We start from the raw sequence: 25,153 nt of genomic DNA on the forward strand, positions 1-25,153 counted from the left end.
AATTTTCAATAGTTTTTCTCTCACCACACCAATCAATCCTATCAATTACAAAAAGTAACTAATGCAATTTATTAGCCTTACATTTGTTTGGTAAAATTTGAAATATGAAAAATTTTGAAATATCGGTGTTAGATCTTGCACCTGTAAAAAAGGATAAGACAATTCACGATACTTTTCAGGACAGTTTATCTTTGGCAAATCATGCTGAAAATTTAGATTATAAAAGATTCTGGCTTGCCGAACATCACAATATGGAAAGCATTGCCAGTTCTGCGACTTCGGTTCTGATTGGTTTTATTGCCAACGGAACAAAAAAAATCAGAGTAGGATCGGGAGGAATTATGCTTCCTAATCACAGTTCATTAGTCATTGCCGAACAGTTCGGAACTTTGGAATCACTTTTCCCGGGAAGAATTGATCTTGGTTTGGGAAGAGCGCCCGGAACCGATGGTTTAACGGCACAGGCATTAGGAAGAAATCCAGCGATTATCAATCAGCAGTTTCCGAAACAGATTTTAGAATTACAGAAATATTTTTCAAAAGAAAATTCTAATGCTTTGGTTCGTGCCATTCCTGGAGAAGGTTTAGATATTCCGTTGTATATTTTAGGTTCAAGTACAGACAGTGCATTTTTGGCTGCGGAACTTGGGCTTCCTTATGCTTTTGCAGGGCATTTTGCGCCAGAGCAAATGGAAATGGCTTTCAATATTTACAGAGAACATTTCGAGCCTTCACAATATTTAGACAAACCTTATATTCTGGCTTGCGTAAATGGAGTAGCTGCCGAAACATCGGAAGAAGCTCATAAAATATCGACGACTTTGTTTCAGGCTTTCATTAATATTGTAAGAAACGACAGAAAACCTTTTGCACCGCCGGTTGATAATATGGATGATATTTGGTCTCCGATGGAAAGATCGATGGTTTTACAGAAATTGAGACATACTTTTATAGGAAATCAATCTGAAATTGAAGAAATGCTGAAAAATTTTCAGGAAAAATTCAATGTAGACGAATTAATGATTAATTCTCATATTTATGATCATCAGAAAAGACTGGAGTCGTACGAGATTATCAGGAAGGCTAAAGACTCGATATTCAAAGCGTAATAAACCATTTATATTAATTGGAGTATGCTTATTTTTATAAGTATCTTTGCAAAAATTTAAAAAGTAAAAATGTCTGATATTAAGTTAAATACTATTCCGGAGGCTATTGAAGACCTTAAAAATGGTAAAATAATCATAGTAGTAGATGATGAAGACAGAGAAAACGAAGGCGATTTTCTTTGTGCTGCAGAACTGACAACTCCTGAACTCATCAACTTCATGGCGGTTCACGGAAGAGGGTTGATCTGTATGCCGCTTCCTGAAAAAAGATGTGATGAATTGGGATTGGAAGTGATGGTAAGCAGAAGCAGCGATCCGAAAGAAACGGCCTTTACAGTTTCGGTTGACCTGTTGGGGAACGGAACTTCTACAGGAATTTCTGCGGGAGACAGAGCAAAAACAATTTTAGCTTTGATGGATGAAAATTCTAAACCGACAGATTTCATGAGACCGGGTCATATTTTCCCTCTTCGTGCCAAGAAAGGTGGTGTTTTGAAAAGAGCAGGACATACGGAAGCTGCGATCGATCTTACTTGCCTGGCAGGTTTGAAAGAAGGTGGAGTAATCTGTGAAATTATGAATGAAGACGGATCTATGTCTCGTTTGCCTGATTTGCAAGTTTTTGCCCAAAAGCATGATATGAAGATTGTTTCTATTGAGGATCTAATTCATTATCAGCTTAAAAAAGGAAATCTTATCGAAAGAATTGAAGAAAGAAAAGTGAAAACTGCTTACGGAGATTATGATTTCTGCGCTTTCAGAGAAACTTCTAACGATCAGATTCACTTTGCTTTAACGAAAGGATCTTGGACAGTTGATGAGCCTGTCTTGGTAAGAGTACAGTCTTCTGATTCTTATTTTGATGTATTGACGAGATTGAATAACGGTGAGAAACCTTTATTGGAAAAAGTTACCAACATGGTAAATGAAGCAGGAAAAGGAGCCATAATTTTCATCAATAACGTTTCAAATTCTGAAAATACATTGAGAAAATTGCAGCAGTTCATCAATTATCAGGATGGGCAACAAAAACATCCTACAGCCACTTTCAACTACAGAGATTATGGAATCGGAACACAGATTTTAAAGAATCTTGGAATTAATAAGTTTAAAGTAATCACTCAAAACCCAGATATCAAACCTCAGGTTGGAGGATATGATGTTGAAGTGACGGAGATGGTACAACTATAAAAATGTGAATGGTCAATTGTGAATAAACTTTGTTGTCAATTTTTTTGATGCGTTTTTAAATTTACTTGCGAAGCAAAATTGACAATTCACAATTCAAATAAAAAATGGCTTGATACAAATCAAGCCATTTTTATTTCATCGAAATTTCTGAAACCGTTCAGAAAATCTTTGACATTCATTCTTTTTTTTCCTTCTAATTGTAATTCTGAAGGAAAATATTCTCCGTCCTGAGTATATATTTTAAATTCACTTTTAGAAATATCTAAACTTCCGACAGCCTTTTCATGATTTGAAATTTCAAACCTTCCACCGAATATTTTTAATCCTTTTTCTTCTTCTCCGATTTTCAACGTTGTAAAAGCGGCTGGATAAGGAGACATTCCTAAAATAAACTGATGAACTTCTTTTGAAGTTTTAGTCCAATCGATTCTCGTATCTTCTTTAAAGATTTTAAAAGCATTTTTAGGATGTTCAACTTCCGGCTGAGGTTTTTCAATGATTGAATTTTCTGCCAATCCATCCAAGGTTTTTACGACTAATTTTGAACCCATTTCCATTAATCTGTCGTGAAGACTTCCTGCATTTTCATCTTCCAACACTGGAATTTCTTCCTGTAATAAAATATTTCCTTCGTCAATTTTTTCATTAATAAAGAAAGTCGTTGCGCCTGACTTTTCTTCACCATTAATCACCGCATAATTGATCGGAGCTGCTCCTCTGTAATCGGGAAGTAATGAAGCATGAAGATTGAAAGTTCCCATTTTAGGCATTTCAAACAAGACTTTAGGCATCATTCTGAAAGCGACAACTACAAAAACATCAGCATCTAATTTTCTCAATTCTTCCAGAAATTCAGGATTTCTCAATTTCTCAGGTTGAAAAACAGGAATGTTATTTTCTACGGCAAAAACTTTTACGGGAGACTGATTTATTTTTTGTCCGCGTCCGCTCGCTTTATCGGCAACCGTTACAACGCCTACTACTTCATGATGAGATTGATGAATGGCTTCCAGCGAAGTTTTTGCAAACTCCGGAGTGCCTAAGAATACGACTTTCAATGATTTCATGATGCAAAGATAAGGTCTTTGATTTATAAGTTATAAATTATGAGTTATGAATTTTTTATTTATGATGATTACTTTATGCTAAAGAATAGGTTCTAAAGTTCAGCATTTTTACCTTTCCCGAATCTAGTAAGAAAATGAGATTTTCTAAAATATTTTCTTTGGAATGATAACTTAGCTGTATCGAAAGTTCTTCAATCGTTGACGGTTTTTTTGCCAATAAATTCAAAATCTGTGTAGAAATATTTTTTCCGAAAATAGATTGCTTATTTTTTTCGCAAACCGAACATTGTCCACAATTTTTAGCATTTTTTTCACCAAAATAAGCTAGAATTAATTTCATCTTACAATATTGATTATCTTCAATATAAAATTTCATTTCTTCCCATTTCTGGATTTTATTTTTCTGGATGTGTTCAAAAAGTTTCCAATAGGCTGAATTGATGATTCTCTCGTCTCTTGGCTTTAAAAATTTTATGCTTGATAAAGCACCGTCAATGTATTCAACATAATTTTTTTGTTGAAGTTCTTTTAATCTTTCTTTAATTAAGTGCAGACTTACCCCAATTTTATTGCTGACTTGCTGTTCACTGAACATCACTTTATGAGTAGTAATTCCAGAAATAGTACGAAGCATTAATTCTAAAAAATAAGCATCTTTCTGAGGAAGCTGATCGATTTCATCTGCCTGCATTAAAAGCTGCAATGACGACAGGCTTTTATTTTCATTGAAATAAATAATTTCTTGATTATGAAGAAAGTTTAGAACATTTTTAATCTTAGCATTCGATAATTTTGTAAAATTCTGAATCCCGTTTGAATTTAACTGAAAAACTTTTTCGGGTAGTTCATATTCTGCGACCTGAAAAATAGAATAGAGATAGTTAATAATTTTTAAAAACTCAACTTTATTCGGAATCTGATTTTTCAAAATCTGATTGAAGTTGGAAATTTCCTGTTTATCCCAAAGTAAAAAAGCAAAACTTTCTTTTCCGTCCCTGCCGGATCTTCCGATTTCCTGATAATAATTTTCAATGGATGGAGCAGGTGAGTAGTGGATAACAAATCGTACATTATCTTTATCTATTCCCATTCCGAAGGCATTCGTAGAGATCAAAACATTTGAATCACTGTTGTTCCAAATGTTCTGGCGAGTATTTTTTTCTTTAGTGGTTAAGCCCGCATGGAAAAAATCAACATTCTTTAATTTATTTTTCTGTAAAAATTCTGAAAGTAATTCGGCTTCTTTTCTTGTTCTTACATAAATAATCCCGGACTCATTGGTAAACTTCAGAATATCAAAAACTCTTTGAAATTTATCTGAAATTTCTTCTGTTAAAATCCGGATATTATCTCTTTTGAAACTTCTCTGGAAAATGTTGGGATTTTTTAATTCGAGTTTCACTTTAATTTCATCCAGAACTTTTGGAGTTGCCGTCGCCGTTAAAGCCAAACATGGGATTTTAGGATGATTATGTCTGAAATTTTTTATATTCTGATAGCTTGGACGGAAATCCTGTCCCCATTCTGATATACAATGTGCTTCATCTACAGCAATGAATGATAATTGAATCTCTTCAATATTTTGGAGAAACTGTTTGTTAGTCAATCTTTCGGGCGAGATATAAAGCATTTTTGTCAGACCTTCTTTACACCGATTGTAAATAGTCTCCGCATCATATTCATCCAGTTCGGAAGATAAATATTCTGCTTCGATTCCTTTTGATTTTAATTGATTAACCTGGTCTTTCATCAAAGCTAAAAGCGGCGAAATGACGAGACAAGTTCCCTCTTTCAATAAAGCGGGGAGCTGATAACATAAAGATTTTCCTGCACCAGTTGGTAATAATACCAAAGTGTCTTTTTCATTAATAACGGAATCGATAATAGTTTCCTGAGAATCACGAAAACTGTCGTAACCCCAAAAATGTTTTAAGGTTTTAAATTTTAACTCCTGAAAATCCTGCTGTGAAATCATAGGGTAAAAGTATTATATTATGACAAAAAAAGCCACGCAGTGCGTGACTTTTAATATAATTTACTAATAAGTTATTATTTAGCTTCGAAGTAAACTCTTCTGTTTGCTCTGTTTTTCCATTCAGGACATTTAGTAGCAGGGTCACACTCAGGATATTTAAGGTCTTTTTCACCTCTACCGATTGCGTTTAGTTTACCAGACTGAACACCGTTTTGAATCAAATAATCCTTAACGTTGTTTGCTCTTCTTTCCGAAAGCTTTTGGTTATAAGCATCAGAAGCTCTTGTATCTGTAGCTCCGATTACGCTATATGTCCCGCTTGATGAGTTAATATAATTAACAGCATTATTCAAAACAGGCGTGTTAGAAGGTAAGATTCTGTCAGAATTTAAATCAAATTCAATTCCGCTTAATGTTCTCTCTTCCTCGATGATAGGTCCGTTTCCTTTAGTTGGAGTCGGAGTAGTAGGACAACCTTGGTTTTCTACAGGTCCGGGAACAGTTACACATTTATCATAAAGATCAATCACACCGTCAAGATCAGTATCAAGAGCAACACCGGCACCGTCAACTCTTGCACCTGCAGGAGTATCAAGCTGTCTGTCCCAATCATCACAAACCCCGTCGTTATCAAGATCTCCTTTTTTACAAACTTCAATATCCTGGTTTTTGTTAGCCAAAACATCTAATTTGTAATAGATTTCCTGCAATGGGTCATGCCACATTAAGTGAGATTCGTGTTTCCCTAATTTTAAAGAAACCCCTAATGTTGCGTTGAACATATTATCAGAAACCTGCTCTTCACGTTTGTTGATATCGCTGTATTTTTGACCACCTCCATCGAATTCATCGTCACCTGTAACAATGTACATTAATCTACCTTCGATGTCAATTCTTCTGTTAACTTTAAATTTAACACCGGCACCAGCCTGAGCAAACATAGAACCTAACTGAAAAGGCTTAATTTCAGTTACCATTTTTTGTCCTAAGTTATCTTTTTGGTAGGCTCTGTATGCGATTGTACCAACACCAGCATATCCGTGTAATGCCCATCTGTAAGGAGAATGATTGTCAACTCTTCTTAATAAATTTGAGAAGTTGATATCTCCAATTAATGAAATTGCATCATATTGAGTTCTGGCTCCTACTTGTTGGTATTTGGAAGAGTTAGCAGGGGCATCATTTTTAGTATTGAACCATCCCTGTCTTGTCTCTCCTCTGTCATACTGTAAGTTAATACCAAAAGCATGGGTAATTGCTTTATCGATACTGATATATGCGGAATAACCGAAAAGGTTTTTACCGTTACCGTTTTTTATAGATGTTAAATCTGCAGACTGAATCAACGGTACACCGGCACCAATTGAAACTGCCCAGTCATTAAATCTTTTAGACTTGTTGGTAAATGGGGAAACGTTCGCAGAGCCAGATGAGAAAGTATTAGGATACTCTCCATTTGAAACTACTGCAATAGAGTCTTGTGCAAAGGCAACCGTAGGAACAGTAAGTGCTAATGCAACAATTGCTAAACTTAATTTCATAGTGTATTTTTTATTTTGTTAATTAATGATTATTTCGCTTGAAAGTATACTCTTCTATTTGCCTCATTTTTCCATTCAGGGCATTTAGTTGCCGGATCACATTCCGGATACTTCAAATCTGTTTTGCCTCTTCCTTCAGCAGTAAGCATTCCTGAAGAAACGCCTTTTTCGGTAAGATATTTTACTACAGCGTTTGCTCTTTTTTGACTTAACGTCTGGTTTAATGCCGCTGAACCTCTTGAGTCAGTAGCACCAACTACCAAGAATTTATCATCAGCATTTAAGCCTTTGATAACATCTGCAGCATGGTTAAGTTTTTCGAAAGACTGAGGTCTTATTTTATCACTGTTAAGTTCAAATTCAATACCTTCAAAATCTTTGTTCACTTCATCTACTCCACCAATAACAACTGGTTTTGGTGCTACAGTAGTTGGACAGCCGTTATTTTCAACCGGTCCTGGAACAGTAACACATTTATCGTAAAGATCGATTACACCATCAAGATCAATATCAAGAGCAACACCGGCACCGTCAACTCTCGCTCCCGCAGGAGTATCAAGCTGTCTGTCCCAATCATCACAAACACCGTCATTATCAAGATCTCCTTTTTCGCAAACAACAAGATCTACATCTTTATTCTCTAAAACATTAACTCTGTAGTAAGCTTCCTGTAAAGGATCATGCCAAGCTAAGTGAGAAAGATGTTTCCCTAATTTGATAGATAGACCTAAGTTAACCGTCAATGCGTTATCCGATCTTTTTTTATCGATCATGTTGTACTTGGAAACTTGTGAAGTCGGGTCGTAATCTGCAGGACCTGCATTTCCTCCGCCATCAAATTCATCATCACCACTGATGATGTACATTGCTCGTAATTCCAAATCAATAAGTCTGGAAACCTTATATTTCAGACCTGTACCAAATTGATAATAAATAGAATTAATGTCTAATTTCTGATTGATAAATAAAGGAACTCTTGCCGGAGAATTACTCCATCTGAATTCATTATTATCATGTAAAGAAGTATTGAAATTCATTAAACCAACACCTCCATAACCGTGCAATGCCCATCTGTAGGGAGAATGATTATCTACTCTTCTCATAAGATTTGAGAAGTTGATATCTCCTAATAAAGCAATTTGATTATATTTGGTAGTAGCTTCCGCGACACCTGCGGCAATACCGGCAGCTCCTTCAAGCTGACCTTTCTGCTTTGTCTCACCTCTCTGGTAAATAAGGCTGATTCCGAAAGTGTGATTGATCTGTTTGTCGAGACTTACATACGAATTATACCCCCAGTTGACCTTTTTATCATAAATTGATTTAAGATCTGAGTGTACCATAAGCGTAGTACCACCACCGATTGAGACCGACCAGTCATTGAATCTTCTCGCCTTGTTGTCGAAAGGTTGAACATTAGCAGAACCTGAGGAAAATGTATTGGGGTACTTACTATTTGAAGTAACAGCTATACTATCCTGTGCATAAGCAGCAATAGGCAAAGTAGCCAATAATAATAAACCTAATTTCATACAATATGTTTTATGTTTTATTTTCAGATAAAATCTTTTAATAATATTTTTGAAAATTCTCTGTCAAAAAGATGTTTTTTATGAGGGATTTCCAATCTTTCTGATACAAATTTTAATTCATTATACTTCACGATATCAATGTCTATAACCCTATCTGCATAGCCTCTCATAACTTTTGAATCGGTCGTTCTTCCCATTTCAATTTCAATACTTTTAACATAATCAAGTAGTTGAATTGGCGAAAGATGTGTAAATATTATCGTTGCAATATTACAAAAAATATTGGAACTAACAAATTCTACGGGCTCGGATGTCAAAAATTCACTTATTTGTAATATCTCATTCCCTCCGTTTCTGATTTTCTCCAGAGCGGTTTCTAAATTTTTTTTTTGATCTCCAAGATTACTTCCGAGTAACAAAACTACCTTTTGTTGCGACATATTGTGAAATGATTGTTTTATGAAAGGTTTTTTTAAAAATGTATTGGCAAATATAGTGGCTATCGTCATATTATGTGTCGTGTTTTTCTTCTTTTTCATCATCATGTTGGTGTTTAGTGCGATGGGAAGTGATAAATCTGTTGTTATAAAGAAGAATTCTATATTAACAATAAATTTAAAAACTAATATTATAGATAGCCCTACTGAAGAAAAAAATGATATTTTCAGTTTTAATACTCAGACCAAAAGTATTTTGATTTATGATGCGATTGAAGCAATTTATAAAGCAAAAACTGATGATAATATAAAAGGAATTAGTATTGAGGCAGATCAGCTGAACGCAGGAATTACACAAATCGATGATCTTAGAAATGCTATTGAGGATTTTAAGAAAAGCGGAAAATTTGTTTATGCATACGGAAACGGAGTATCTCAGTCTGCTTATTATTTAGGATCTTTGGCAGATAAATATTATCTGAATCCGTCTGGAATGATAGAATTAAAAGGTCTTGCCACTGAAGTTACTTTTTTCAAAGATTTTGCAGATAAATACGGAATCGGAATTGAAGTAATTCGTCATGGGAAGTTTAAGTCTGCTGTTGAGCCCTTTTTAAGAAATGATATTTCTCCTGAAAACAGAGAGCAGTTAAGCACGCTTTTAAATGATATCTGGAAAAATACATCGACAAGGATTGCTGCTTCCAGAAAAATGGATACGGCTCAGTTTAGAACGGTTGTTGATAGTTTATATGGGATGATTCCTGATTTAGGATTGAAATATAATCTGGCGGATAAATTAATTCAGAAAACTGAATATGATCAGTTGATGAGAACTAAACTGAATTTAAAAGAAAAAGAAAAGCTGAATAAAGTTTCTTTAGGAAAATACATTGCTTCTTATTCTGATGATGAAAATTCTGGAGATAAAGTTGCAGTTTTGTATGCTTCGGGATCAATTAATGGGGGAGATAATTATAACGATATTCATTCTGAAAGTTATATTAAATACATCAAAGATCTTCAGGAGAACGATAAAGTGAAAGCCGTTGTTTTCAGGATTAATTCTCCGGGAGGAAGTGCCAATGCATCCGACGAGATTTTGTTTGAACTTCAGCAATTGAAAAAGAAAAAGCCGTTAATTGTTTCTTTTGGTGATTATGCCGCATCAGGTGGATATTACATTGCGATGGCAGCGGATAAAATTTATTCTGAACCAAATACGCTTACCGGATCTATCGGTGTTTTTGGGGTAATTCCTTATTTTAAAGATCTTGCCAATAAAAATGGAGTTCGTTCAGATATTGTGGCGACTAATGCTAATTCTCAATATTATTCGTCATTAAATGGAGTTACGCCATACGGGGTAAGTTTAATTACAAAAAGTGTAGAAGGAACTTATAAAAGATTTGTTCATTTTGTGACGCAGAACAGGAAGAAGACTTTCGAACAGATTGATAATATCGGCGGTGGAAGAGTGTGGAGCGGAACAAGAGCTAAAGAAATCGGTTTGGTGGATGAATTGGGAACGTTAAACGATGCTGTGAAATTTGCTGCTCAGAAAGCAGGCCTGAAATCTTATGACGTTTCAACATACCCTAAAGCAATGTCGCCTTTTGAACAGATATTTAAAGATTTAAACGAAGACGAAATTTCGGCGAGAGTGATTAAAAATAAAATTGGTAAATCAAACTACGAAATATTACAGCAGATCACAGATCAGAAATTAAAATCTGAAGTGAAAATGGAAATGCTGTATCAGATCAAAATAGACTAATAAAATTATATTGTTTCATAAAAAATGCGGCATCTGAATTTCAGATGCCGCATTTTATTTTTTAATAAGATTGATGTTATCTCTTTCTCGTAAGTGTTTCGTATAGCCAGATAACTATAATTGCACCGCCAATGGCCAAGAACCAACTTCTAAAGTTCCAAAAAGAATCTACATCCCCCCAATGAAGAACATAAACCCCAATAAGACCTCCTACAAATGCGCCTACAATACCTAAAATAATAGTAATAAGCCATCCTCCGCCTTGTTTTCCAGGCATAATCATTTTAGCAAGAGCTCCTGCCAGTAAACCGAAAATAATCCAAGTAATAAATCCCATAGTTTTAATTATTTAATGTTAGTGATTGTGTTTATTATTCAAAAAGAAGATTAATTATCTCTTCTTGAAAAATGAATCTACAAACTCTGTACCATTAAATAATTGCAGGTCTTGCATCTTTTCACCAACACCGATGTATTTTACAGGAATCTGGAATTGATCGGATATACCTATTACGACACCACCTTTAGCGGTTCCGTCTAATTTTGTGACTGCTAAAGCATTGACTTCCGTAGCTGCCGTGAACTGTTTTGCCTGCTCGAAGGCATTTTGACCCGTGGAACCATCAAGAACCAACAATATCTCATGAGGAGCATCAGGAATAACCTTTTGCATGACTCTTTTGATTTTTGAAAGTTCGTTCATCAGGTTGATTTTATTGTGAAGTCTTCCGGCAGTATCTATGATCACAACGTCTGCATTTTGAGCAACGGCACTTTGCACCGTATCAAAAGCTACAGAAGCAGGATCAGAACCCATTTCCTGTTTTACAATCGGAACACCGACTCTTTCGCTCCAGATTACCAATTGGTCGACTGCAGCAGCTCTGAATGTATCTGCAGCTCCAAGAACTACTTTTTTACCTTCAGATTTAAACTGATGGGCTAATTTACCAATGGTTGTTGTTTTTCCTACGCCATTTACCCCTACGACCATGATGACGTAAGGTTTTTTTGAAGTATCAATATTTCCTGTTCCCGCATGAGGATTTTCCAGTAAAAGACGAGTGATTTCTTCACGAAGAATATTATCCAACTCGTTTACGCCAACATATTTGTCTCTGGCAACACGTTCCTCAATTTTTTCTATGATTTTGATGGTTGTGGAAGCACCAACGTCTGAAGCAATCAATATTTCTTCAAGGTTATCCAAAACCTCGTCGTCTACTTTGCTTTTGCCGACTACGGCTTTAGTCATTTTTTCGAAGAAACCCTGGCTGGATTTTTCCAATCCTTTATCTAAAGTTTCTTTCTCTTCTTTTTTAAAAATATTTTTAAACCAACTCATTGTATGAATTAAGGAATTTTAATTACAAATTATGAGCTAAGATTATCACTGAATTGTCTTTATTCATTGATTGAACTGATAGCCCGTAATTAACTCAAAAGCAAAGATAACAAAAAAACTACCCAAAATATGAGTAGTTTTTTATATTGTAAATAAAGTAGGGATTATTTTTTCAAAAATCCATCTACTTCGTCTGCATTCATTACTTTTTCTTCGAAAACGTAAGCTCCTGATTTAGAAGACTTCACCATTTTCACAACTTTAGTCATTTTTTTAGACTGTCCGCTTTGTAGGGTTGCTACTACTTTCTTTGCCATGGTAAATTATATTTTATAAATTACTTGATTTCTTTGTGAAGGGTAGATCTCTTAAGAACTGGATTATACTTTTTAAGCTCTAATCTCTCTGTAGTGTTCTTTTTATTTTTAGTAGAAATGTATCTTGACATTCCCGGCATACCACTTTCTTTGTGCTCTGTACATTCAAGAATTACTTGAACTCTGTTTCCTTTTTTTGCCATGATTTAGTTCTTTTTAATCAATCCGTTTCTAGTGCCTCTTTCGATAGCCTCTTCGATTCCAATCTTGTTAATCACTCTCAATCCATGAGCTGATACTTTCAGTGTTACGTGCTTATCTTGCTCTGGAAGGTAAAATTTCTTCTCCAATAAGTTAATTTCAAAACGACGCTTCGTTTTGTTATTAGCGTGAGAAACGTTGTTACCAACCATTGCACGCTTTCCTGTTATTTGGCAAATTCTTGACATATCTCGATGTTCTTTATTTGTATAATATTTGAGGTTGCAAAATAACGAAGAATTTTTTAGATAGACAAATCTTTTATAAAATTATTTGCAAATAATATGTTGATTCATAATCATGATTTTTCTTAAAAGACGTATCAGACTACCACAGCTTTAATTCTATTAGGCTTGTATTTATGTTTTTTTAAGTGAGTTGATATTATAAGCTAAAATATTAAGCTGACTTCTGCTTTCTATTTTGAAATTTTTTAATCAGAAAATAAAACAATAAAAATCCTAACGCAAATATCGAAATTCTCGAAAGGAAGTCTCCTGCTCTGGTGTAAAAAGTGATCTTGTCATACAGATTTACTTTAGCAAATAAGGCTGTTTTATCACCATAAAAAGTATCTTCCACAATTTCACCTTTGGCATTAATGTGCGCAGAAATTCCGCTGTTGGCGGCACGGGCAATTTCTCTTCTGGTTTCAATAGCTCTTAGTTTTGCGTAAGATAATAGCTGTTTGTGACCTTCCGTAACGCCCCACCATGAATCGTTGGTCATAATTCCCAGAAAATTGGCGCCTTTTTTTACGTATTCACCTGTGAATTCTCCATAAATGCTTTCATAACAAATGATTGGAGCGATTTTTCCTTTGTTAAAAGGATTCGAAAACGCCACTCTCTCTTTATCGGTTCCCAAAGAAGCAACTGTTCCTCCCAAATCAATCATTGCATTGCCCAAAAGAGGCTTTAAATAGCTCATATACGGGAAAATTTCGACGCCGGGAACGAGTTTTCCTTTGTGATAAACTTCTACTTTCTGATTTGGAACTACCTGAATGGCTGAGTTAAAATTTTCAACCCAAAGTCCCTGATTCAGTTGATAAGCTTCTTTTGGTAAATTCTTATCATTGGTGTAAAATTTATGCGAAGAAATTCCTGTTGAAAAAACAGCACCCGGATGTTTTGATAAAAATCCTTTAATGTTATTTAAAACTATACTTTTCTCAAAAGCTGTCTCAGAAATAGATCCTCTTCCGGGAAGTGCCGTTTCCGGAGCAATGTAATAATCTATTTTTCCTTTAGAATTTCTTTCAGCTAAACTTAAAAGATCATTTTCAATGGTTAAACTGTCCTGTGAATATTTTTCAGCATAAGGATCAAGATCGGGCTGAAGCATCAAAACATTGACACTACCGATTGGTTTTTCATTAAAAGAAGTAAATTTAATAAGCGAAATAATTATCGGAATCATAATTAAACCAGCTACAAAACCAGTGTTTTTAATCAGATCTTTTCTTTTTCTTCCCGCTTCCCAGGTTCTTACTGTGTAGAAAATAAGAATGTTAACACATAAAATCCAGAAACTTCCGCCTGTTGCACCCAAGGTATCATACCATTGGATTACTTTCGGATAATCTGCAAATACATTTCCAAGATTCAGCCATGGCCAAGTGAGTTCCCAGCCTAAATGAAACTTTTCAAAACTCATCCAGATTGCCACTAAAAATGCTAATCCCCAATATGTTCCCTGCGCATTTTTGTACCAGTGATAACATTGAAAAATTAAGGAATATAGTAGAGAATTAACTAAAACAGGAAATATAACCGCCATCATAGAGTGGCTTCCATCAGGATTTTTGGCACCGTACAGCCATCCTGTAGTCACGACATTCCAGATGACAAAACATAGGTAAGAAAGTCCGAAAACTACCCAGCTTTTTCTGTCGTAATTTGAGAATTTTGAAACTCCGTGTTCCATCATTAGAAGCGGAACGAGCGCAAAAAATATAAAAAACGGAACTCCGTAAGTTGGCCACGAAACGGACAACAGCATCGCCGAAATGAGTGTAAGTAATACGTATTTCATTAAATTTATTTAACACACAAATTTAATGCTTTTGAAATGAATAAATTTGCAATTGATGTTAAAGAAATTTTATAAAATTGTTATTGTGCCCTACACTTTATTTTTGCTCTATCTCATGTTTTTGGGGATGGGACGTATTCAGTATGATGATAACCTTTTAACGATAAAGCCCATTGTTTCGACTATAAACTTCATACAAGGAACAATTTCGTGGTGGGATATTATTGTGATTGTAGTGGGAAATGTGGTAATGTTTATTCCTTTTGGTTTTCTGGGATGGCTTTCTCCTAAACTTAACGAACTGAAAAGTTTACTTTTTACTTTTATTTCATCAATTACAATGGTGGAATGTCTTCAGTATTTTTCAAGAATGGGAATTTTTGAAGTTGACGATATTATCCTGAATACTTTTGGAGTATTTCTGGGATTTTTGATGAAAAGGTTTATTGAAAATCGATTAGGAAATTGGGTAGTTTAATAACTGATGAAGTTTAATAATGTATGTTGAAAAGAATCAAAATTTATCCATTCAGTTCCTTAGCACGTTTTTCCGCATTAAGAATTCCGGTTTTTAGAATTTCCTTTAAATTACTTTCGTTGAAAGTTTTTAAGGCAGCTTCTGTTGTACCGCCTTTTGAGGCAACGTCCTGAATGAGTTCTTCCAGATTTTTATCAGAATTATTAATTAAGTGATATGCTCCCAACATGGTTTGCTGTACAAAAAGCTTGGAGAGATTTTCATCAATTCCCATTTCGACTCCGGCTTTAATCATGGCATCAACGATGTAATAAAAATATGCGGGTCCGCTTCCGGAAAGAGCTGTTACACCATCCAATAATTCTTCGTTTTCTAAATATACAGATCTTCCAGTTGAGTTTAATAATCTCTCAATATTGATCAGTTGACTGAAAGAAATTCCTGCAGCAGCAGTATATCCCGTGATTCCCATTCCCAGAAGAGTAGGAGAGTTCGGCATTGCTCTTACAACCAATGGATGGTTTAATAATTTTTGAATTTTCTCGATTTTAATGCCTGCCATGATCGATAAAACCATCTGGTTTTCTTTTAACTGAAACTGAAAGTTTTCTGCAACATGTTGAAAATCCTGCGGTTTTACGGCGATGATAATTAAATTGGCATCCAATTCTTTTACTTCATCAAAAGTAGAAATCTTAGACTTGGGAAATTCTTCAGATATTTTTGAAAATTTAGACTGATTTCTTGTAATTAAATGTAAGTTTTGAGGCTTTATCAATTCATATTTTAAGAATGATTTTGAAAAAGATAAACCCATGTTTCCGGCTCCGAGAATGGCGATTTTCATGTTTGTGTGTTAGAAATTATTTTTTTAATAGATTTTCAATAAGTTTAGTTTGGGTTTCCATTAGTCTGGTCATTTGTTGTTGATTGTCAAGTATTTTATTAATTAATTCTGGAGAGGAATAATTAATTGTATTTATTGTTGATTCAAAAATTAAACTTTGTGAATTTTCAAATTTTGCATTTGACATATCTATATTGGGAACTTGTGCATGTATCAAATCTAAAAAGTCTACTTCAAAAATTTCCGCTAATTTTTGAAGATGTGGAAGTGTAGGTTTTGCCTGTCCAGCTTCCCATTTATTATAGGCAGATTGCGAGATGTCTAATTGATGAGCCACATCCATTTGCGACCAACCTTTTTGTTCTCTTAGTTTGCGAAGTTTTGTTTCTAAACTCATAAAATATAAGATTTAAACGCTAAAGTAAGACTTTTTAAAATGACAACCAATGGTTGTTGATTTTATAACTGTTGGTTGTTGTATAGAAAGGGATAAGTATTTATCTTAGCTGAGTGATTTAAATACAGTCACATCTTTGAAAAAGAATTATTAACTTTAAAATTCAAATTACATGAAAAAGAAAATTTTAATTGGGGCTATAGGATTAGCATCTGTGTTTATGTTAGCATCTGCTACTGATGGTGGAGAAACAGAGAGAAGACCAATGTTTGGTCAGACGGTTACATCAAATGGAGATTGTCATCCTTCCTCAAGTGGTGGTGGACAAGCTACGGGGGAGGCAACATGTGAATGTCCTGTAATTGTTACTACTTATGTTTTTTGGGTTGCATTTGAAACAGAGTCGGTTAGATATACACCATGTTAGAAAAAAATATGCTTGAAAATAAAAAATATGCATTAAGGAAGAGAATTTTATTCTTTTCCTTTTTCTTCTTTAATATTTGTTTAAATGGACAGAATTTCATTAGATTTTCTGATCTTAAATCCTTTGATTCAGTTACAATACTCAATAATAAAAAAAAATATATAATTAATAAATTAAATTTTAAGAACTATAAATTTAGTGCAAATGATTATGTTTTTTATAATAATAAATCTCTTGATTTTTCTATAAGTAACGATACATTGTTTTTTTTTGACAGAGTAAAAGAAATTGAAACGATAAGTTTAGTAAAAGATGATTTAAAAGATAAGAATGAGAAAAATGTAAGTAGTAGTAAAAATAAAAGAGAAATGGCTGATTTTTGGTGTGATAAAAAAGTTGCTACATTAGTTAAATTTAATACAAAGAAAAAAGCATTTATAAAATCATTTACACTTTTTCCGTTAATGTTAGATTCCTCAAAAGGAATATTAGAAATCCAAATTACCTATAATAATAATGGTTTACCAGATAGTGATTCTTCAATTCTGACTTTCGAAAAAGATCTTTCTGAAGTAACTTCTAAAAAATGGGAAATCATATTACCACGTATTATTAAATATCCTGAAAATGGCTTTTTCTTAATTTTTTATTTGAAAAATGGTGAAAAGCGTAATGTGGCTTTAAGGCTTAATTCTGATTCTGAAATGCTTATGTATAATGCTGAATCTAATGATTGGAAAAAAATAGGTTTTAATGGATATTATTATAAGCTTAAAATTCTCCAATAGAATTATCAAAAAATATTCACCTCCCGCTCCAGTTCAATACCAAATTTCTCCATCACAGAATTAATAATCTCCGTTGAAAAATCAAAAATTTCTTTTCCTGTAGCTGCTCCGGTTGCATTTACAATCACCAAAGACTGTAATTTATGAGACGCTACATTTCCTATTTGTTTACCTTTCCAACCACATTGTTCGATCAGCCAGCCAGCCGGAACTTTTACAAAATCTCCGTTTGGATAACCCTGAATAGTTGAAAATTTTTGTTGTAAATCTTCAAATTGCGTCAAAGGAATAGTCGGGTTTTTAAAGAAACTTCCTGCATTTCCGATTTCTTTTGGATCAGGTAATTTGCTTTGCCTGATATTGATGACCGCTTTCGAAATATCCTGAATCGTAGGATTTTCAATAGCTAAATTTTCCAGTTCAGATTTGATGGCACCATATTCTGTTTTAATCTTGTGATTTTGTCTTGTTAATTTAAAAATAACTTCCAGAATTACATATTTTCCTTTTCCTTCCTGCTTGAAAATAGAATCTCTGTATCCAAATTTACATTGCTCTAAGTCGAAAGTTTCCAGCTGAAGATTTTCAAGATTAAGAACGGTGCAATTCACAAAAATATCTTTAATTTCCGTCCCGTAAGCTCCGATATTCTGCATCGGTGAAGTTCCTACATTTCCGGGAATTAAGGAAAGATTTTCTAATCCTCCATAATTTTTATCTAAACAAAAGAGTACAAATTCGTGCCAGTTTTCACCTGCTTTTGCCGTTACAAAAACATCATTTTCATTAATTAAATCTTCATGGATTCCTTTTAAATTTAATTTAATTGCCAATCCGTCGAAATCTTTAGTCAGCAAAATATTGCTTCCTCCACCTAAAAATAGAATCGGAAGTTTTTCCGTGACTGAAAAGTTGACAACGTCTTTTAGTTCTTCAATAGAATGAATTTCAGTAAAATATTTTGCTTTTGCATCTACACCGAAAGTATTGTAAGGCTGAAGTGAAAAATTTTCGTGCATGGGGTATTATTTATATTCTTCAGGAAGAAGATTTACAATTTGATCTTTTAATTGTTGAAGCTGCTTATAATGAGCGGTGTCTGCGTATGCATTCACATAAGCATGGTATTTTTTAGGAGTTCTGATCTGGAAGGTTTCATCCATCCCATCAACAGATTGTTTGCTCGGCGAACTCTCAATATTGTCTAACGTTTTAACGTCAATAGTTGAGGTAATTCGCTGCCAGATTTGAGGGGTAATTTTAGATTTCCATTCTTTATGGGTCTTGTTGTTGGTAATTCCCGTCTCAAAATGGATAGAATCTTTGGTGACTTTTACGATTTTGTAATTTCCGAGTTCTCCGCCAATATCCGAATACGTAATAGAAATAATTTCATCAGAATTTGTTGACGAAATATTTTCGGATTTCGGTTTGTCACACGAAAAAAATATCAGCAATAAAAGCAGAGGAGTGAAAAATTTCAAGCCTGTATTTTTTATTGCTGATATCATAGTAATTTTTATAATTTAAAGACTGAATTCTGTTTTGTACACTTCAAGTGCATTCTTTAAGATTTCTGCACTTCTTTTTAAATCTTCTTCTTTCAAGACATAAGCAATTCTCACTTGTTTTTTACCTAATTCAGGATTGCTGTAGAAACCTCCGGCTGGTGCAACCATAATCGTTTCATTATTGTTTGAATATTTTTCAAGAAGCCATTGGGCAAACTTTTCGGTGTCGTCTACAGGAAGTTCTGCCACACAATAAAATGCACCTTTCGGTTTCGGACATATAACGCCTGGGATTGCATTTAATGCATCTACCAAGATATTTCTTCTGTGTGTGTATTCTTCTCTTACTGCTCTTATGTAAGCTCCGTCGTTCTGGTGAGCGGCAGTTGCAGCGATTTGTCCCAACAAAACCGGACTTAATCTCGCTTGTGCAAAAAGCATCGCCGCATCATGAATTTTTTTGGAACGGGTTACCATACATCCGATTCTTACACCACACATCGAATAACGCTTTGATTCTGAATCAATCACAATACAGTTTTCGCTTAGTTCAGGGAAAGAAAGAATAGAAATTGGTTGTTTTCCGTCATAGGCATATTCTCTGTACACCTCGTCAGAAATAATAACGATGTCGTATTTCAAAGCGATTTCTGCCAATTGCTGAAGTTCTTCACGGGTATAAAGATATCCTGTAGGATTTCCTGGATTACAGATTACAATTGCTCTTGTTTTTGGTGTGATTTTCTTCTCAAATTCTTCAATCGGAGGAAGGGCAAAACCTGTATCAATTGTAGAAGGTACAGCCACAACATTTACATTAAATGTACTGGTAAAACCATTGTAGTTGGCATAATAAGGTTCAGGGATGATCACTTCATCACCATCGTCACATAAAGTGGAAATAGCAAAATTCAATGCCTCAGATCCTCCGTTGGTAACAATAAAATTATCTGTAGTAAGATCCGTAAAACCTAAAGAATGATAATATTCGTTAAGTGCTTTTCTATACTCGATATTTCCTTCAGAAAGAGCATATTCCAATACTTTTAAATCAATATTTTTTAAAGCATTAAGAGCCGTTTCCGGAGTTTCAATATCCGGTTGCCCGATATTCAGGTGATATACTTTTATTCCTTTTTGTTTCGCTTTAAGGGCAAAAGGAACCAGTTTTCTTACCGGAGAAGCCGGCATGTGTTGTGCTCTGTTTGAAATATTAGGCATTGTTCAAATAATTTGAAGCAAAAATAAGGTTTAATTTCTCAATATTAAAATTAAGGTTGATTACTTGTGATTTGCTGTGTTTTACCAAATATTTATTATTTAAGGCTAAAATTAATTAGTTTCTTAAAATAATGTGGTATATATTTTTGATAATTAATATTTGAATTGATTTTTTAATTGCTTAATTTTATGGATTATTGATATTTTTTATATAAAAGTTATGTTAAAATCTTTTTTATATTGTTTTTTTTATAAATTTACAGGCATAATAACTAGTAAATATGAAATTAAAACTACTTTTTGGAGCTGTTAATGCGGTAGCTCTATTTTATGCCTCTACGATGATGGCTCAAAATTATCAGGTAATGCCTGTTCAGTCCGGTTTTACGGCAGATGTAATTGCTAATGGAGTAGGATCTTCAGCAATTTCTACAACCAGCGATGTTGATGGTGTTTCATTTGCATTTGTATCAAGAGATTTTCAGGTAAATTCGGGAAGTACGCCTTTAAGTTATGGTTTGCCGACCGACGGTTTGATAACAACAGTTGTGGCAACGACACCGGGATTAACGTATAAGTTGGCGAATTATAATAACAATAATTCATTAAAACTTTCAAACCAAAACGATACGGGAACTGTAGTGTTTTCAACTCCTATACCTGCTTTTAAGTTGTATATGCTTGCAACAAGCGGAAGTGGTGCTTCGACAACTTCGGTAACAGTAAATTTTACGGATAATACTTCTCAGACATTTACAGGAGTGGCAGTTGCAGACTGGTACGGTGCAACAGGTTTTGCTGTTCAGGGATTCGGAAGGATCAACAGGACGAATGATACGTTAGAGTCAGGAAACGGAACCAATCCGAGATTATACCAGATTTTATTAACCATTGATGCTGCTAATCAAGCGAAACCAATTCAAAGTGTTTCGGTTACAAAAACTTCTTCGACTCAGGGATATACCAATGTTTTTGCATTTTCAGCAGATGCTTATACAGATTGTGTAGCGCCTACTTTACAGCCAGTAGGCACGCTAACTGCGAGTACGGCAGCAATTTCATGGACAGTTCCGGCAGGAACTCAGGCAGTGAGTTATGATGTATATTACAGTACAACAAATACTCCTCCTACTGCAAGTTCAACTCCGAACCTGACGGGAATTTCAGGGACTTCTACAACAATTCCGGGTCTTAATGCTAATACCAATTATTATTATTGGGTAAGAACAAATTGTAGCTCTGCAACAAGCCAAAGTGTATGGTCGTTCTCAGGAACTTTCAAAACTGCATGTGGTGCGGTAACTTCATTGTTTGAAAACTTCGATTCTTACAGTACAGGAAATGTAGTTCCTGATTGTTGGGTAAGATTGGCAGGAACTGGTTCGCAAACGATTACTTCTACAACTCCTGCTTCGGGAACAAGAAATATTTATCAGTTTAATTCTGCATCCAATACACCAACTTATGTTGTGCTTCCGGTATTCAGTAATATTAATGCAGGAAATAATCAACTAAGATTAAAAGCAAGAGTAAGTTCGGGAGCTCCGGGTACTTTAACGGTTGGATATGTAACAAATACTGCGGATGCAAGTACGTTTGTGGCTATTCAGGCTTTATCGATTACAAATACAAGTTATACAGCTGCCGGTTCTGAATATACGGTTGCAGTTCCAAATACCGTTCCTGCCGGTGCAAGATTGGCAATAAGATGTGCTAATGACAGTAAATCTTATTATTGGGATGATGTGTATTGGGAAACGGCTAACTTAAGTACTTCAGAAGTAGATGCTAATAAGAGAAAACTATCTGTGTACCCAAATCCTTTTAGAGACGTATTATCTATTTCTGAAATTGAAAAAGTGACATCAGTTACCATAAGTGACGTTTCAGGAAGAGCGGTAAGAACAATTGATAATCCATCAAAAGAGATTAATTTAAGTTTCTTGAATGCAGGTCTTTACTTGGTTACTCTTAAAATGAAAGACGGAACGCAGTTTACTGTGAAAGCAATTAAAAAATAATTTCAGATTTAATAATTTACAACGAGACAGCTGTATGAAAAGTATAGCTGTCTTTTTTTGTTTGAAAATGTGGTACAGTATTTTGTGATAAATTATCATATTTTTGCGTCAAAATATAAAATATATGAAGAAATTAAATCTATTCTTTTCTATTGTAGTATTTTCTCAATGTATATATGCTCAGCGAATTGATAAAGAAACGATCAGTTTTCAGTTGTTGAAAGAACCTGTTTTTGCGACGGATCTTGCGAACAGAAATTATACGATTACTGTAAAATCTCCTTACAATATTACAAAAGATGATGTGTTGAGAATATCAAAAGAAGATCATCAGAGATTGGTTGATAATTATCAGACCAATGTAGAAACTGCAAAAATTGAGCATCAGGAAAGATTAAAAGATTATGAAGCCGAAGTGAAAAAGCTTCAGGAAAAATTTAAATTAGAATCAGCAGAATACAATAAATTATCCGCTGTGGAAAAAATTGCCGCTGTAAATGGTGCGCCGATATTGAGATTGCCATCAAGACCTGTTCTAAATATTCCGCCGATGCCGATCTACAGACAGCCGGATCTTAGAGATGCTTTGATTGTTGATAATAAAATTCTTGCTTCACAGATGGATGTTGCCGATTTTTCAAAAACCGGTAACTATCTTGATGTTGTGGTTGAAATGGAAAGAACGAACTTTCAGGATAATCAGGGAAAAACTTTTGCCAATCAGCCGGTGAGAATTATCGGAAAACAAAATGGAGCCGTAAAATTAGATGAAACTTATTTCTCAGATTTTGCTGAAATAGCAAGTGTTCCGACTAATGAGCTTAATCTTAACTACCACGAAAAAAATTATTTGCAGAGAACGATGGATCGTACAAGAAATATCATTAATGATCATTTCGGATATCAGACTATAAATTCTACAGTCAAGTTGGAAACGGTAAAAAATAAAGGAGACTACGACGATTTGGAAAAAGCATACATCTATGTAACGACAAATCTTAAAAAACTTCAGGCAAAATCAGATTACGAGCCCAACAAAGTAGCGATGGAAAATATGCAGAAGGGAATTGATTTGTGGAAATCGGCTTTAACAAAGGTAGATTACAACGATAAAAAAGCATTGTACAACCAAAAAATCGGTGAATATCTTTATTTTAACCTGATAAGATTAAATGTAGCATTCGGAAATTATAAGGAAGCAGAAAAATATCTGAATGAATTGCAGGAGCATTTAGTAGATATTAAATTATCCTACGATGCCAACCTTGAATTGAAGAAATTAGAAGAAAAAATTTACAATAACTAAGAAATATTATGATTAAACAGATTATTGCTTCGGCATTAATTACCGCTTCGGTATGCACTTTTGCACAGACAAAAATAGTGGAAGGAACAAAATTTACCACCGATGACAATCTTGAAAAAGATGAAAAACTGGTTTTGGCAGATGATTACAATTCTTATATGTTCAGCGCGATCAATATCGACGGGCTGATGAGAAATGTCTTTCCTCACAAAAAATTATTGATCAGAAAGCTTGATCAAAACGGAAGTTTGTTGGATACCTATACTAAAGATTACGCAAACAAAACAAACGGAGTTCTGCACAATTATTTAGGATCTCAACAGATTGATGACGATAAATTTGTAGCTTTTACAGAAGAATATTTCGGGAAAGAAAATAGAAAAGAGGTTTTTCAGCACGTTTTCAGTAAAAAAGAAGGTGCTTTCACCACAAAAAGTATTGCAAAATATACGATTGAATCTACCAATAAATCGGGAACAACGTATGTAGTTTTCTCTGAAAATGGAAAATATGCAGCGGTTTTCAACGACAGATATGCGAATAAGAAAACCAATAACATCAATGATGCTTTGGTGATTGATTTGAGATCACTTTCTCCGGTTTGGAGCAAAGAAATCTCGTTGAGCAGCGATTATGTTGAAAAATCTTTAACATTAACAAACTCAGGAAAAATCGTCTTGCTTCGTAAAGCTGCGGGCTGGAAAGAGTCTTATAAAATAGAATTGGTTTCTAATACAGAAGACAAAGATCTTCCGTTTGACGACAAATATATTCCTGAAAAATTGTATGCTATCAGCAAAAATGATAACGATTATCTGGTTGCTTTCGGAAGAAAAAATCAGGCGGTTACTTTAGCAGGAAGTACTTTCGGAACGGTAATGTTTTATGATATTAAAACTGGAAAAGACGTTATCAGCACTACAAATTTGGCAGGAGCTAAAGATATGAGCGATGTGAAAGTAATTAAAACAATCGTTAAAAATGATGAGGTTTTAATGGCTGTTCAGCAGGAAACTATTACGAGACCGTTGCCTACAGCAATGAACCGTTTTCCTGATCCTGTGTACAAATTGGATGTCGGAGTGTTGATGAAATTCAATAAAGAAGGTGAAGTAAAGCAGTTCGTTCCGCTTGGTAGCAATCCTTTGGGAAGAAGAATTCAGGTAATCGAATCGGGTGATAATTTGTATGTATCATCATTTTATCCAAAAGGAGCGTTCGGAAATACAGGGTTTTCAATGAAAGCTTTTGATTTTGGCGGATTGGCTCCGAGAGAATTAACATTAGATTACAAAGGGAAAAATTTCTTTATGAACTATGGATTTACGGACGGAAATTTAATCCAGTTTGTTCCTAATGTGAATAAATTACTGTTCTTACAAAAAAACGGTAAAGATGTTCAGATGATTAATGTTTACAATTTTGTAAAATAATGAGTATTATACCCGTTGTGCATTTTGATGTATTTTCGTCACTTCGAGTAGGTTTTTGAAAAAAATCGTATCGAGAAGTTTGTAATTTTGAAGGCAGATCTATTCTTCGAATTGACGTATCTAACATTAAAATTT

General features: G+C 34.3%; 25 protein-coding genes. 9 read left to right on the forward strand and 16 right to left on the reverse strand.

Features of this window, described 5'->3' with window-relative positions; translation table 11 throughout:
• Positions 1 to 104: 104 nt before the first annotated feature.
• Together ASG22_RS11230 and ribB are read left to right on the forward strand one after the other, a co-directional pair.
• On the forward strand, positions 105 to 1,109 hold the full coding sequence (locus ASG22_RS11230) for an LLM class flavin-dependent oxidoreductase (RefSeq protein ID WP_055984247.1): 1,005 nt from the start codon (positions 105 to 107) through the stop codon (positions 1,107 to 1,109).
• A 69-nt stretch (positions 1,110 to 1,178) separates the two neighbouring features.
• A complete protein-coding gene (gene ribB, locus ASG22_RS11235; RefSeq protein ID WP_055984250.1) occupies positions 1,179 to 2,300 on the forward strand; it encodes a 3,4-dihydroxy-2-butanone-4-phosphate synthase in 1,122 nt (373 codons plus the stop codon).
• Between the two features lie 119 nt (positions 2,301 to 2,419).
• Here ribB and fmt read toward each other — a convergent pair whose 3' ends face one another.
• From fmt to folK, 5 genes are all read right to left on the reverse strand, one after another.
• The gene (fmt, locus tag ASG22_RS11240; protein WP_055984253.1) at positions 2,420 to 3,367 is read right to left on the reverse strand and encodes a methionyl-tRNA formyltransferase; all 948 of its coding nucleotides are present in this window, start codon (positions 3,365 to 3,367) and stop codon (positions 2,420 to 2,422) included.
• Positions 3,368 to 3,440: 73 nt separating this feature from the next.
• A complete protein-coding gene (locus ASG22_RS11245; RefSeq protein ID WP_055984256.1) occupies positions 3,441 to 5,342 on the reverse strand; it encodes an ATP-dependent DNA helicase RecQ in 1,902 nt (633 codons plus the stop codon).
• Between the two features lie 74 nt (positions 5,343 to 5,416).
• Entirely contained in the window at positions 5,417 to 6,883 is a 1,467-nt protein-coding gene (locus ASG22_RS11250; protein WP_055984258.1) for an OmpA family protein, read from the reverse strand.
• A gap of 29 nt (positions 6,884 to 6,912) precedes the next feature.
• Positions 6,913 to 8,415, reverse strand: a complete 1,503-nt coding sequence (locus ASG22_RS11255; RefSeq protein WP_055984261.1) for an OmpA family protein — start codon at positions 8,413 to 8,415, stop codon at positions 6,913 to 6,915.
• 23 nt (positions 8,416 to 8,438) lie between these two features.
• On the reverse strand, positions 8,439 to 8,855 hold the full coding sequence (gene folK, locus ASG22_RS11260) for a 2-amino-4-hydroxy-6-hydroxymethyldihydropteridine diphosphokinase (protein WP_055984265.1): 417 nt from the start codon (positions 8,853 to 8,855) through the stop codon (positions 8,439 to 8,441).
• A gap of 19 nt (positions 8,856 to 8,874) precedes the next feature.
• On the opposite strand from folK, the gene sppA reads away from it, so the two are divergent.
• On the forward strand, positions 8,875 to 10,629 hold the full coding sequence (gene sppA, locus ASG22_RS11265) for a signal peptide peptidase SppA (protein WP_055984267.1): 1,755 nt from the start codon (positions 8,875 to 8,877) through the stop codon (positions 10,627 to 10,629).
• A 76-nt stretch (positions 10,630 to 10,705) separates the two neighbouring features.
• Here sppA and ASG22_RS11270 read toward each other — a convergent pair whose 3' ends face one another.
• The 6 genes from ASG22_RS11270 to lnt form a co-directional block, all read right to left on the reverse strand.
• Positions 10,706 to 10,906, reverse strand: a complete 201-nt coding sequence (locus ASG22_RS11270) for a GlsB/YeaQ/YmgE family stress response membrane protein (protein WP_409991379.1) — start codon at positions 10,904 to 10,906, stop codon at positions 10,706 to 10,708.
• A gap of 114 nt (positions 10,907 to 11,020) precedes the next feature.
• A complete protein-coding gene (ftsY, locus tag ASG22_RS11275) occupies positions 11,021 to 11,974 on the reverse strand; it encodes a signal recognition particle-docking protein FtsY (protein WP_055984272.1) in 954 nt (317 codons plus the stop codon).
• A 164-nt stretch (positions 11,975 to 12,138) separates the two neighbouring features.
• Entirely contained in the window at positions 12,139 to 12,291 is a 153-nt protein-coding gene (locus ASG22_RS20760) for a DUF4295 domain-containing protein (RefSeq protein WP_065399141.1), read from the reverse strand.
• 20 nt (positions 12,292 to 12,311) lie between these two features.
• A complete protein-coding gene (gene rpmG / locus ASG22_RS11280) occupies positions 12,312 to 12,494 on the reverse strand; it encodes a 50S ribosomal protein L33 (RefSeq protein ID WP_027373683.1) in 183 nt (60 codons plus the stop codon).
• 3 nt (positions 12,495 to 12,497) lie between these two features.
• Positions 12,498 to 12,740: a 50S ribosomal protein L28 gene (gene rpmB / locus ASG22_RS11285; RefSeq protein ID WP_054511814.1), complete on the reverse strand. Its 243-nt coding sequence runs from the start codon at positions 12,738 to 12,740 to the stop codon at positions 12,498 to 12,500.
• A gap of 211 nt (positions 12,741 to 12,951) precedes the next feature.
• The gene (lnt, locus tag ASG22_RS11290; protein WP_055984275.1) at positions 12,952 to 14,589 is read right to left on the reverse strand and encodes an apolipoprotein N-acyltransferase; all 1,638 of its coding nucleotides are present in this window, start codon (positions 14,587 to 14,589) and stop codon (positions 12,952 to 12,954) included.
• Positions 14,590 to 14,644: 55 nt separating this feature from the next.
• On the opposite strand from lnt, the gene ASG22_RS11295 reads away from it, so the two are divergent.
• On the forward strand, positions 14,645 to 15,067 hold the full coding sequence (locus tag ASG22_RS11295; protein ID WP_055984277.1) for a VanZ family protein: 423 nt from the start codon (positions 14,645 to 14,647) through the stop codon (positions 15,065 to 15,067).
• Positions 15,068 to 15,110: 43 nt separating this feature from the next.
• Here ASG22_RS11295 and proC read toward each other — a convergent pair whose 3' ends face one another.
• Complete coding sequence (proC, locus tag ASG22_RS11300; RefSeq protein ID WP_055984280.1) at positions 15,111 to 15,914, reverse strand: pyrroline-5-carboxylate reductase; 804 nt, start codon at positions 15,912 to 15,914, stop codon at positions 15,111 to 15,113.
• Between the two features lie 16 nt (positions 15,915 to 15,930).
• Positions 15,931 to 16,311 (reverse strand): helix-turn-helix domain-containing protein, encoded by a 381-nt coding sequence (locus ASG22_RS11305; RefSeq protein WP_055984284.1) that lies wholly within the window; start codon positions 16,309 to 16,311, stop codon positions 15,931 to 15,933.
• A 172-nt stretch (positions 16,312 to 16,483) separates the two neighbouring features.
• Here ASG22_RS11305 and ASG22_RS11310 point away from each other — a divergent pair, with 172 nt between their 5' ends.
• Both ASG22_RS11310 and ASG22_RS11315 read left to right on the forward strand, forming a co-directional pair.
• Entirely contained in the window at positions 16,484 to 16,738 is a 255-nt protein-coding gene (locus ASG22_RS11310) for a hypothetical protein (RefSeq protein WP_055984287.1), read from the forward strand.
• Complete coding sequence (locus tag ASG22_RS11315; RefSeq protein ID WP_055984290.1) at positions 16,732 to 17,526, forward strand: hypothetical protein; 795 nt, start codon at positions 16,732 to 16,734, stop codon at positions 17,524 to 17,526. Before ASG22_RS11310 ends, ASG22_RS11315 begins: the two co-directional genes overlap by 7 nt.
• A 5-nt stretch (positions 17,527 to 17,531) precedes the next feature.
• Here ASG22_RS11315 and murB read toward each other — a convergent pair whose 3' ends face one another.
• Genes murB through ASG22_RS11330 form a run of 3 tightly spaced genes read right to left on the reverse strand, consistent with a single transcriptional unit; the run spans position 17,532 to position 20,258 of the window.
• On the reverse strand, positions 17,532 to 18,545 hold the full coding sequence (gene murB, locus ASG22_RS11320) for a UDP-N-acetylmuramate dehydrogenase (protein WP_055984293.1): 1,014 nt from the start codon (positions 18,543 to 18,545) through the stop codon (positions 17,532 to 17,534).
• A 6-nt stretch (positions 18,546 to 18,551) separates the two neighbouring features.
• Positions 18,552 to 19,037, reverse strand: coding sequence for a hypothetical protein (locus ASG22_RS11325; protein ID WP_238586905.1), 486 nt, complete (start codon positions 19,035 to 19,037; stop codon positions 18,552 to 18,554).
• Between the two features lie 15 nt (positions 19,038 to 19,052).
• On the reverse strand, positions 19,053 to 20,258 hold the full coding sequence (locus ASG22_RS11330; protein ID WP_055984295.1) for a pyridoxal phosphate-dependent aminotransferase: 1,206 nt from the start codon (positions 20,256 to 20,258) through the stop codon (positions 19,053 to 19,055).
• Between the two features lie 281 nt (positions 20,259 to 20,539).
• Between ASG22_RS11330 and ASG22_RS11335 the strand changes: the two genes are divergently transcribed.
• The 3 genes from ASG22_RS11335 (at position 20,540) to ASG22_RS11345 (ending at position 25,018) form a co-directional block, all read left to right on the forward strand.
• On the forward strand, positions 20,540 to 22,279 hold the full coding sequence (locus ASG22_RS11335; protein WP_055984299.1) for a T9SS type A sorting domain-containing protein: 1,740 nt from the start codon (positions 20,540 to 20,542) through the stop codon (positions 22,277 to 22,279).
• Positions 22,280 to 22,403: 124 nt separating this feature from the next.
• Positions 22,404 to 23,585 carry a hypothetical protein gene (locus ASG22_RS11340; RefSeq protein ID WP_055984301.1) on the forward strand — a complete coding sequence of 394 codons (1,182 nt, stop codon included), beginning with the start codon at positions 22,404 to 22,406 and terminating at the stop codon, positions 23,583 to 23,585.
• An 8-nt stretch (positions 23,586 to 23,593) separates the two neighbouring features.
• Entirely contained in the window at positions 23,594 to 25,018 is a 1,425-nt protein-coding gene (locus ASG22_RS11345; protein ID WP_055984304.1) for a hypothetical protein, read from the forward strand.
• The last annotated feature ends 135 nt before the right edge of the window (positions 25,019 to 25,153 follow it).

This window comes from Chryseobacterium sp. Leaf405 (genome assembly GCF_001425355.1).
In the GTDB taxonomy this organism is placed as follows: domain Bacteria; phylum Bacteroidota; class Bacteroidia; order Flavobacteriales; family Weeksellaceae; genus Chryseobacterium.

What these genes read in the sequence shown, in the direction of transcription:
- ASG22_RS11230 (WP_055984247.1), top strand. Translation starts at nt 105, where the DNA reads ATGAAAAATTTTGAAATATCGGTGTTAGATCTTGCACCTGTAAAAAAG.
- ribB (WP_055984250.1), top strand. Translation starts at nt 1,179, where the DNA reads ATGTCTGATATTAAGTTAAATACTATTCCGGAGGCTATTGAAGACCTT.
- fmt (WP_055984253.1), bottom strand. Translation starts at nt 3,367, where the DNA reads ATGAAATCATTGAAAGTCGTATTCTTAGGCACTCCGGAGTTTGCAAAA.
- ASG22_RS11245 (WP_055984256.1), bottom strand. Translation starts at nt 5,342, where the DNA reads ATGATTTCACAGCAGGATTTTCAGGAGTTAAAATTTAAAACCTTAAAA.
- ASG22_RS11250 (WP_055984258.1), bottom strand. Translation starts at nt 6,883, where the DNA reads ATGAAATTAAGTTTAGCAATTGTTGCATTAGCACTTACTGTTCCTACG.
- ASG22_RS11255 (WP_055984261.1), bottom strand. Translation starts at nt 8,415, where the DNA reads ATGAAATTAGGTTTATTATTATTGGCTACTTTGCCTATTGCTGCTTAT.
- folK (WP_055984265.1), bottom strand. Translation starts at nt 8,855, where the DNA reads ATGTCGCAACAAAAGGTAGTTTTGTTACTCGGAAGTAATCTTGGAGAT.
- sppA (WP_055984267.1), top strand. Translation starts at nt 8,875, where the DNA reads ATGAAAGGTTTTTTTAAAAATGTATTGGCAAATATAGTGGCTATCGTC.
- ASG22_RS11270 (WP_409991379.1), bottom strand. Translation starts at nt 10,906, where the DNA reads ATGCCTGGAAAACAAGGCGGAGGATGGCTTATTACTATTATTTTAGGT.
- ftsY (WP_055984272.1), bottom strand. Translation starts at nt 11,974, where the DNA reads ATGAGTTGGTTTAAAAATATTTTTAAAAAAGAAGAGAAAGAAACTTTA.
- ASG22_RS20760 (WP_065399141.1), bottom strand. Translation starts at nt 12,291, where the DNA reads ATGGCAAAGAAAGTAGTAGCAACCCTACAAAGCGGACAGTCTAAAAAA.
- rpmG (WP_027373683.1), bottom strand. Translation starts at nt 12,494, where the DNA reads ATGGCAAAAAAAGGAAACAGAGTTCAAGTAATTCTTGAATGTACAGAG.
- rpmB (WP_054511814.1), bottom strand. Translation starts at nt 12,740, where the DNA reads ATGTCAAGAATTTGCCAAATAACAGGAAAGCGTGCAATGGTTGGTAAC.
- lnt (WP_055984275.1), bottom strand. Translation starts at nt 14,589, where the DNA reads ATGAAATACGTATTACTTACACTCATTTCGGCGATGCTGTTGTCCGTT.
- ASG22_RS11295 (WP_055984277.1), top strand. Translation starts at nt 14,645, where the DNA reads ATGTTAAAGAAATTTTATAAAATTGTTATTGTGCCCTACACTTTATTT.
- proC (WP_055984280.1), bottom strand. Translation starts at nt 15,914, where the DNA reads ATGAAAATCGCCATTCTCGGAGCCGGAAACATGGGTTTATCTTTTTCA.
- ASG22_RS11305 (WP_055984284.1), bottom strand. Translation starts at nt 16,311, where the DNA reads ATGAGTTTAGAAACAAAACTTCGCAAACTAAGAGAACAAAAAGGTTGG.
- ASG22_RS11310 (WP_055984287.1), top strand. Translation starts at nt 16,484, where the DNA reads ATGAAAAAGAAAATTTTAATTGGGGCTATAGGATTAGCATCTGTGTTT.
- ASG22_RS11315 (WP_055984290.1), top strand. Translation starts at nt 16,732, where the DNA reads ATGTTAGAAAAAAATATGCTTGAAAATAAAAAATATGCATTAAGGAAG.
- murB (WP_055984293.1), bottom strand. Translation starts at nt 18,545, where the DNA reads ATGCACGAAAATTTTTCACTTCAGCCTTACAATACTTTCGGTGTAGAT.
- ASG22_RS11325 (WP_238586905.1), bottom strand. Translation starts at nt 19,037, where the DNA reads ATGATATCAGCAATAAAAAATACAGGCTTGAAATTTTTCACTCCTCTG.
- ASG22_RS11330 (WP_055984295.1), bottom strand. Translation starts at nt 20,258, where the DNA reads ATGCCTAATATTTCAAACAGAGCACAACACATGCCGGCTTCTCCGGTA.
- ASG22_RS11335 (WP_055984299.1), top strand. Translation starts at nt 20,540, where the DNA reads ATGAAATTAAAACTACTTTTTGGAGCTGTTAATGCGGTAGCTCTATTT.
- ASG22_RS11340 (WP_055984301.1), top strand. Translation starts at nt 22,404, where the DNA reads ATGAAGAAATTAAATCTATTCTTTTCTATTGTAGTATTTTCTCAATGT.
- ASG22_RS11345 (WP_055984304.1), top strand. Translation starts at nt 23,594, where the DNA reads ATGATTAAACAGATTATTGCTTCGGCATTAATTACCGCTTCGGTATGC.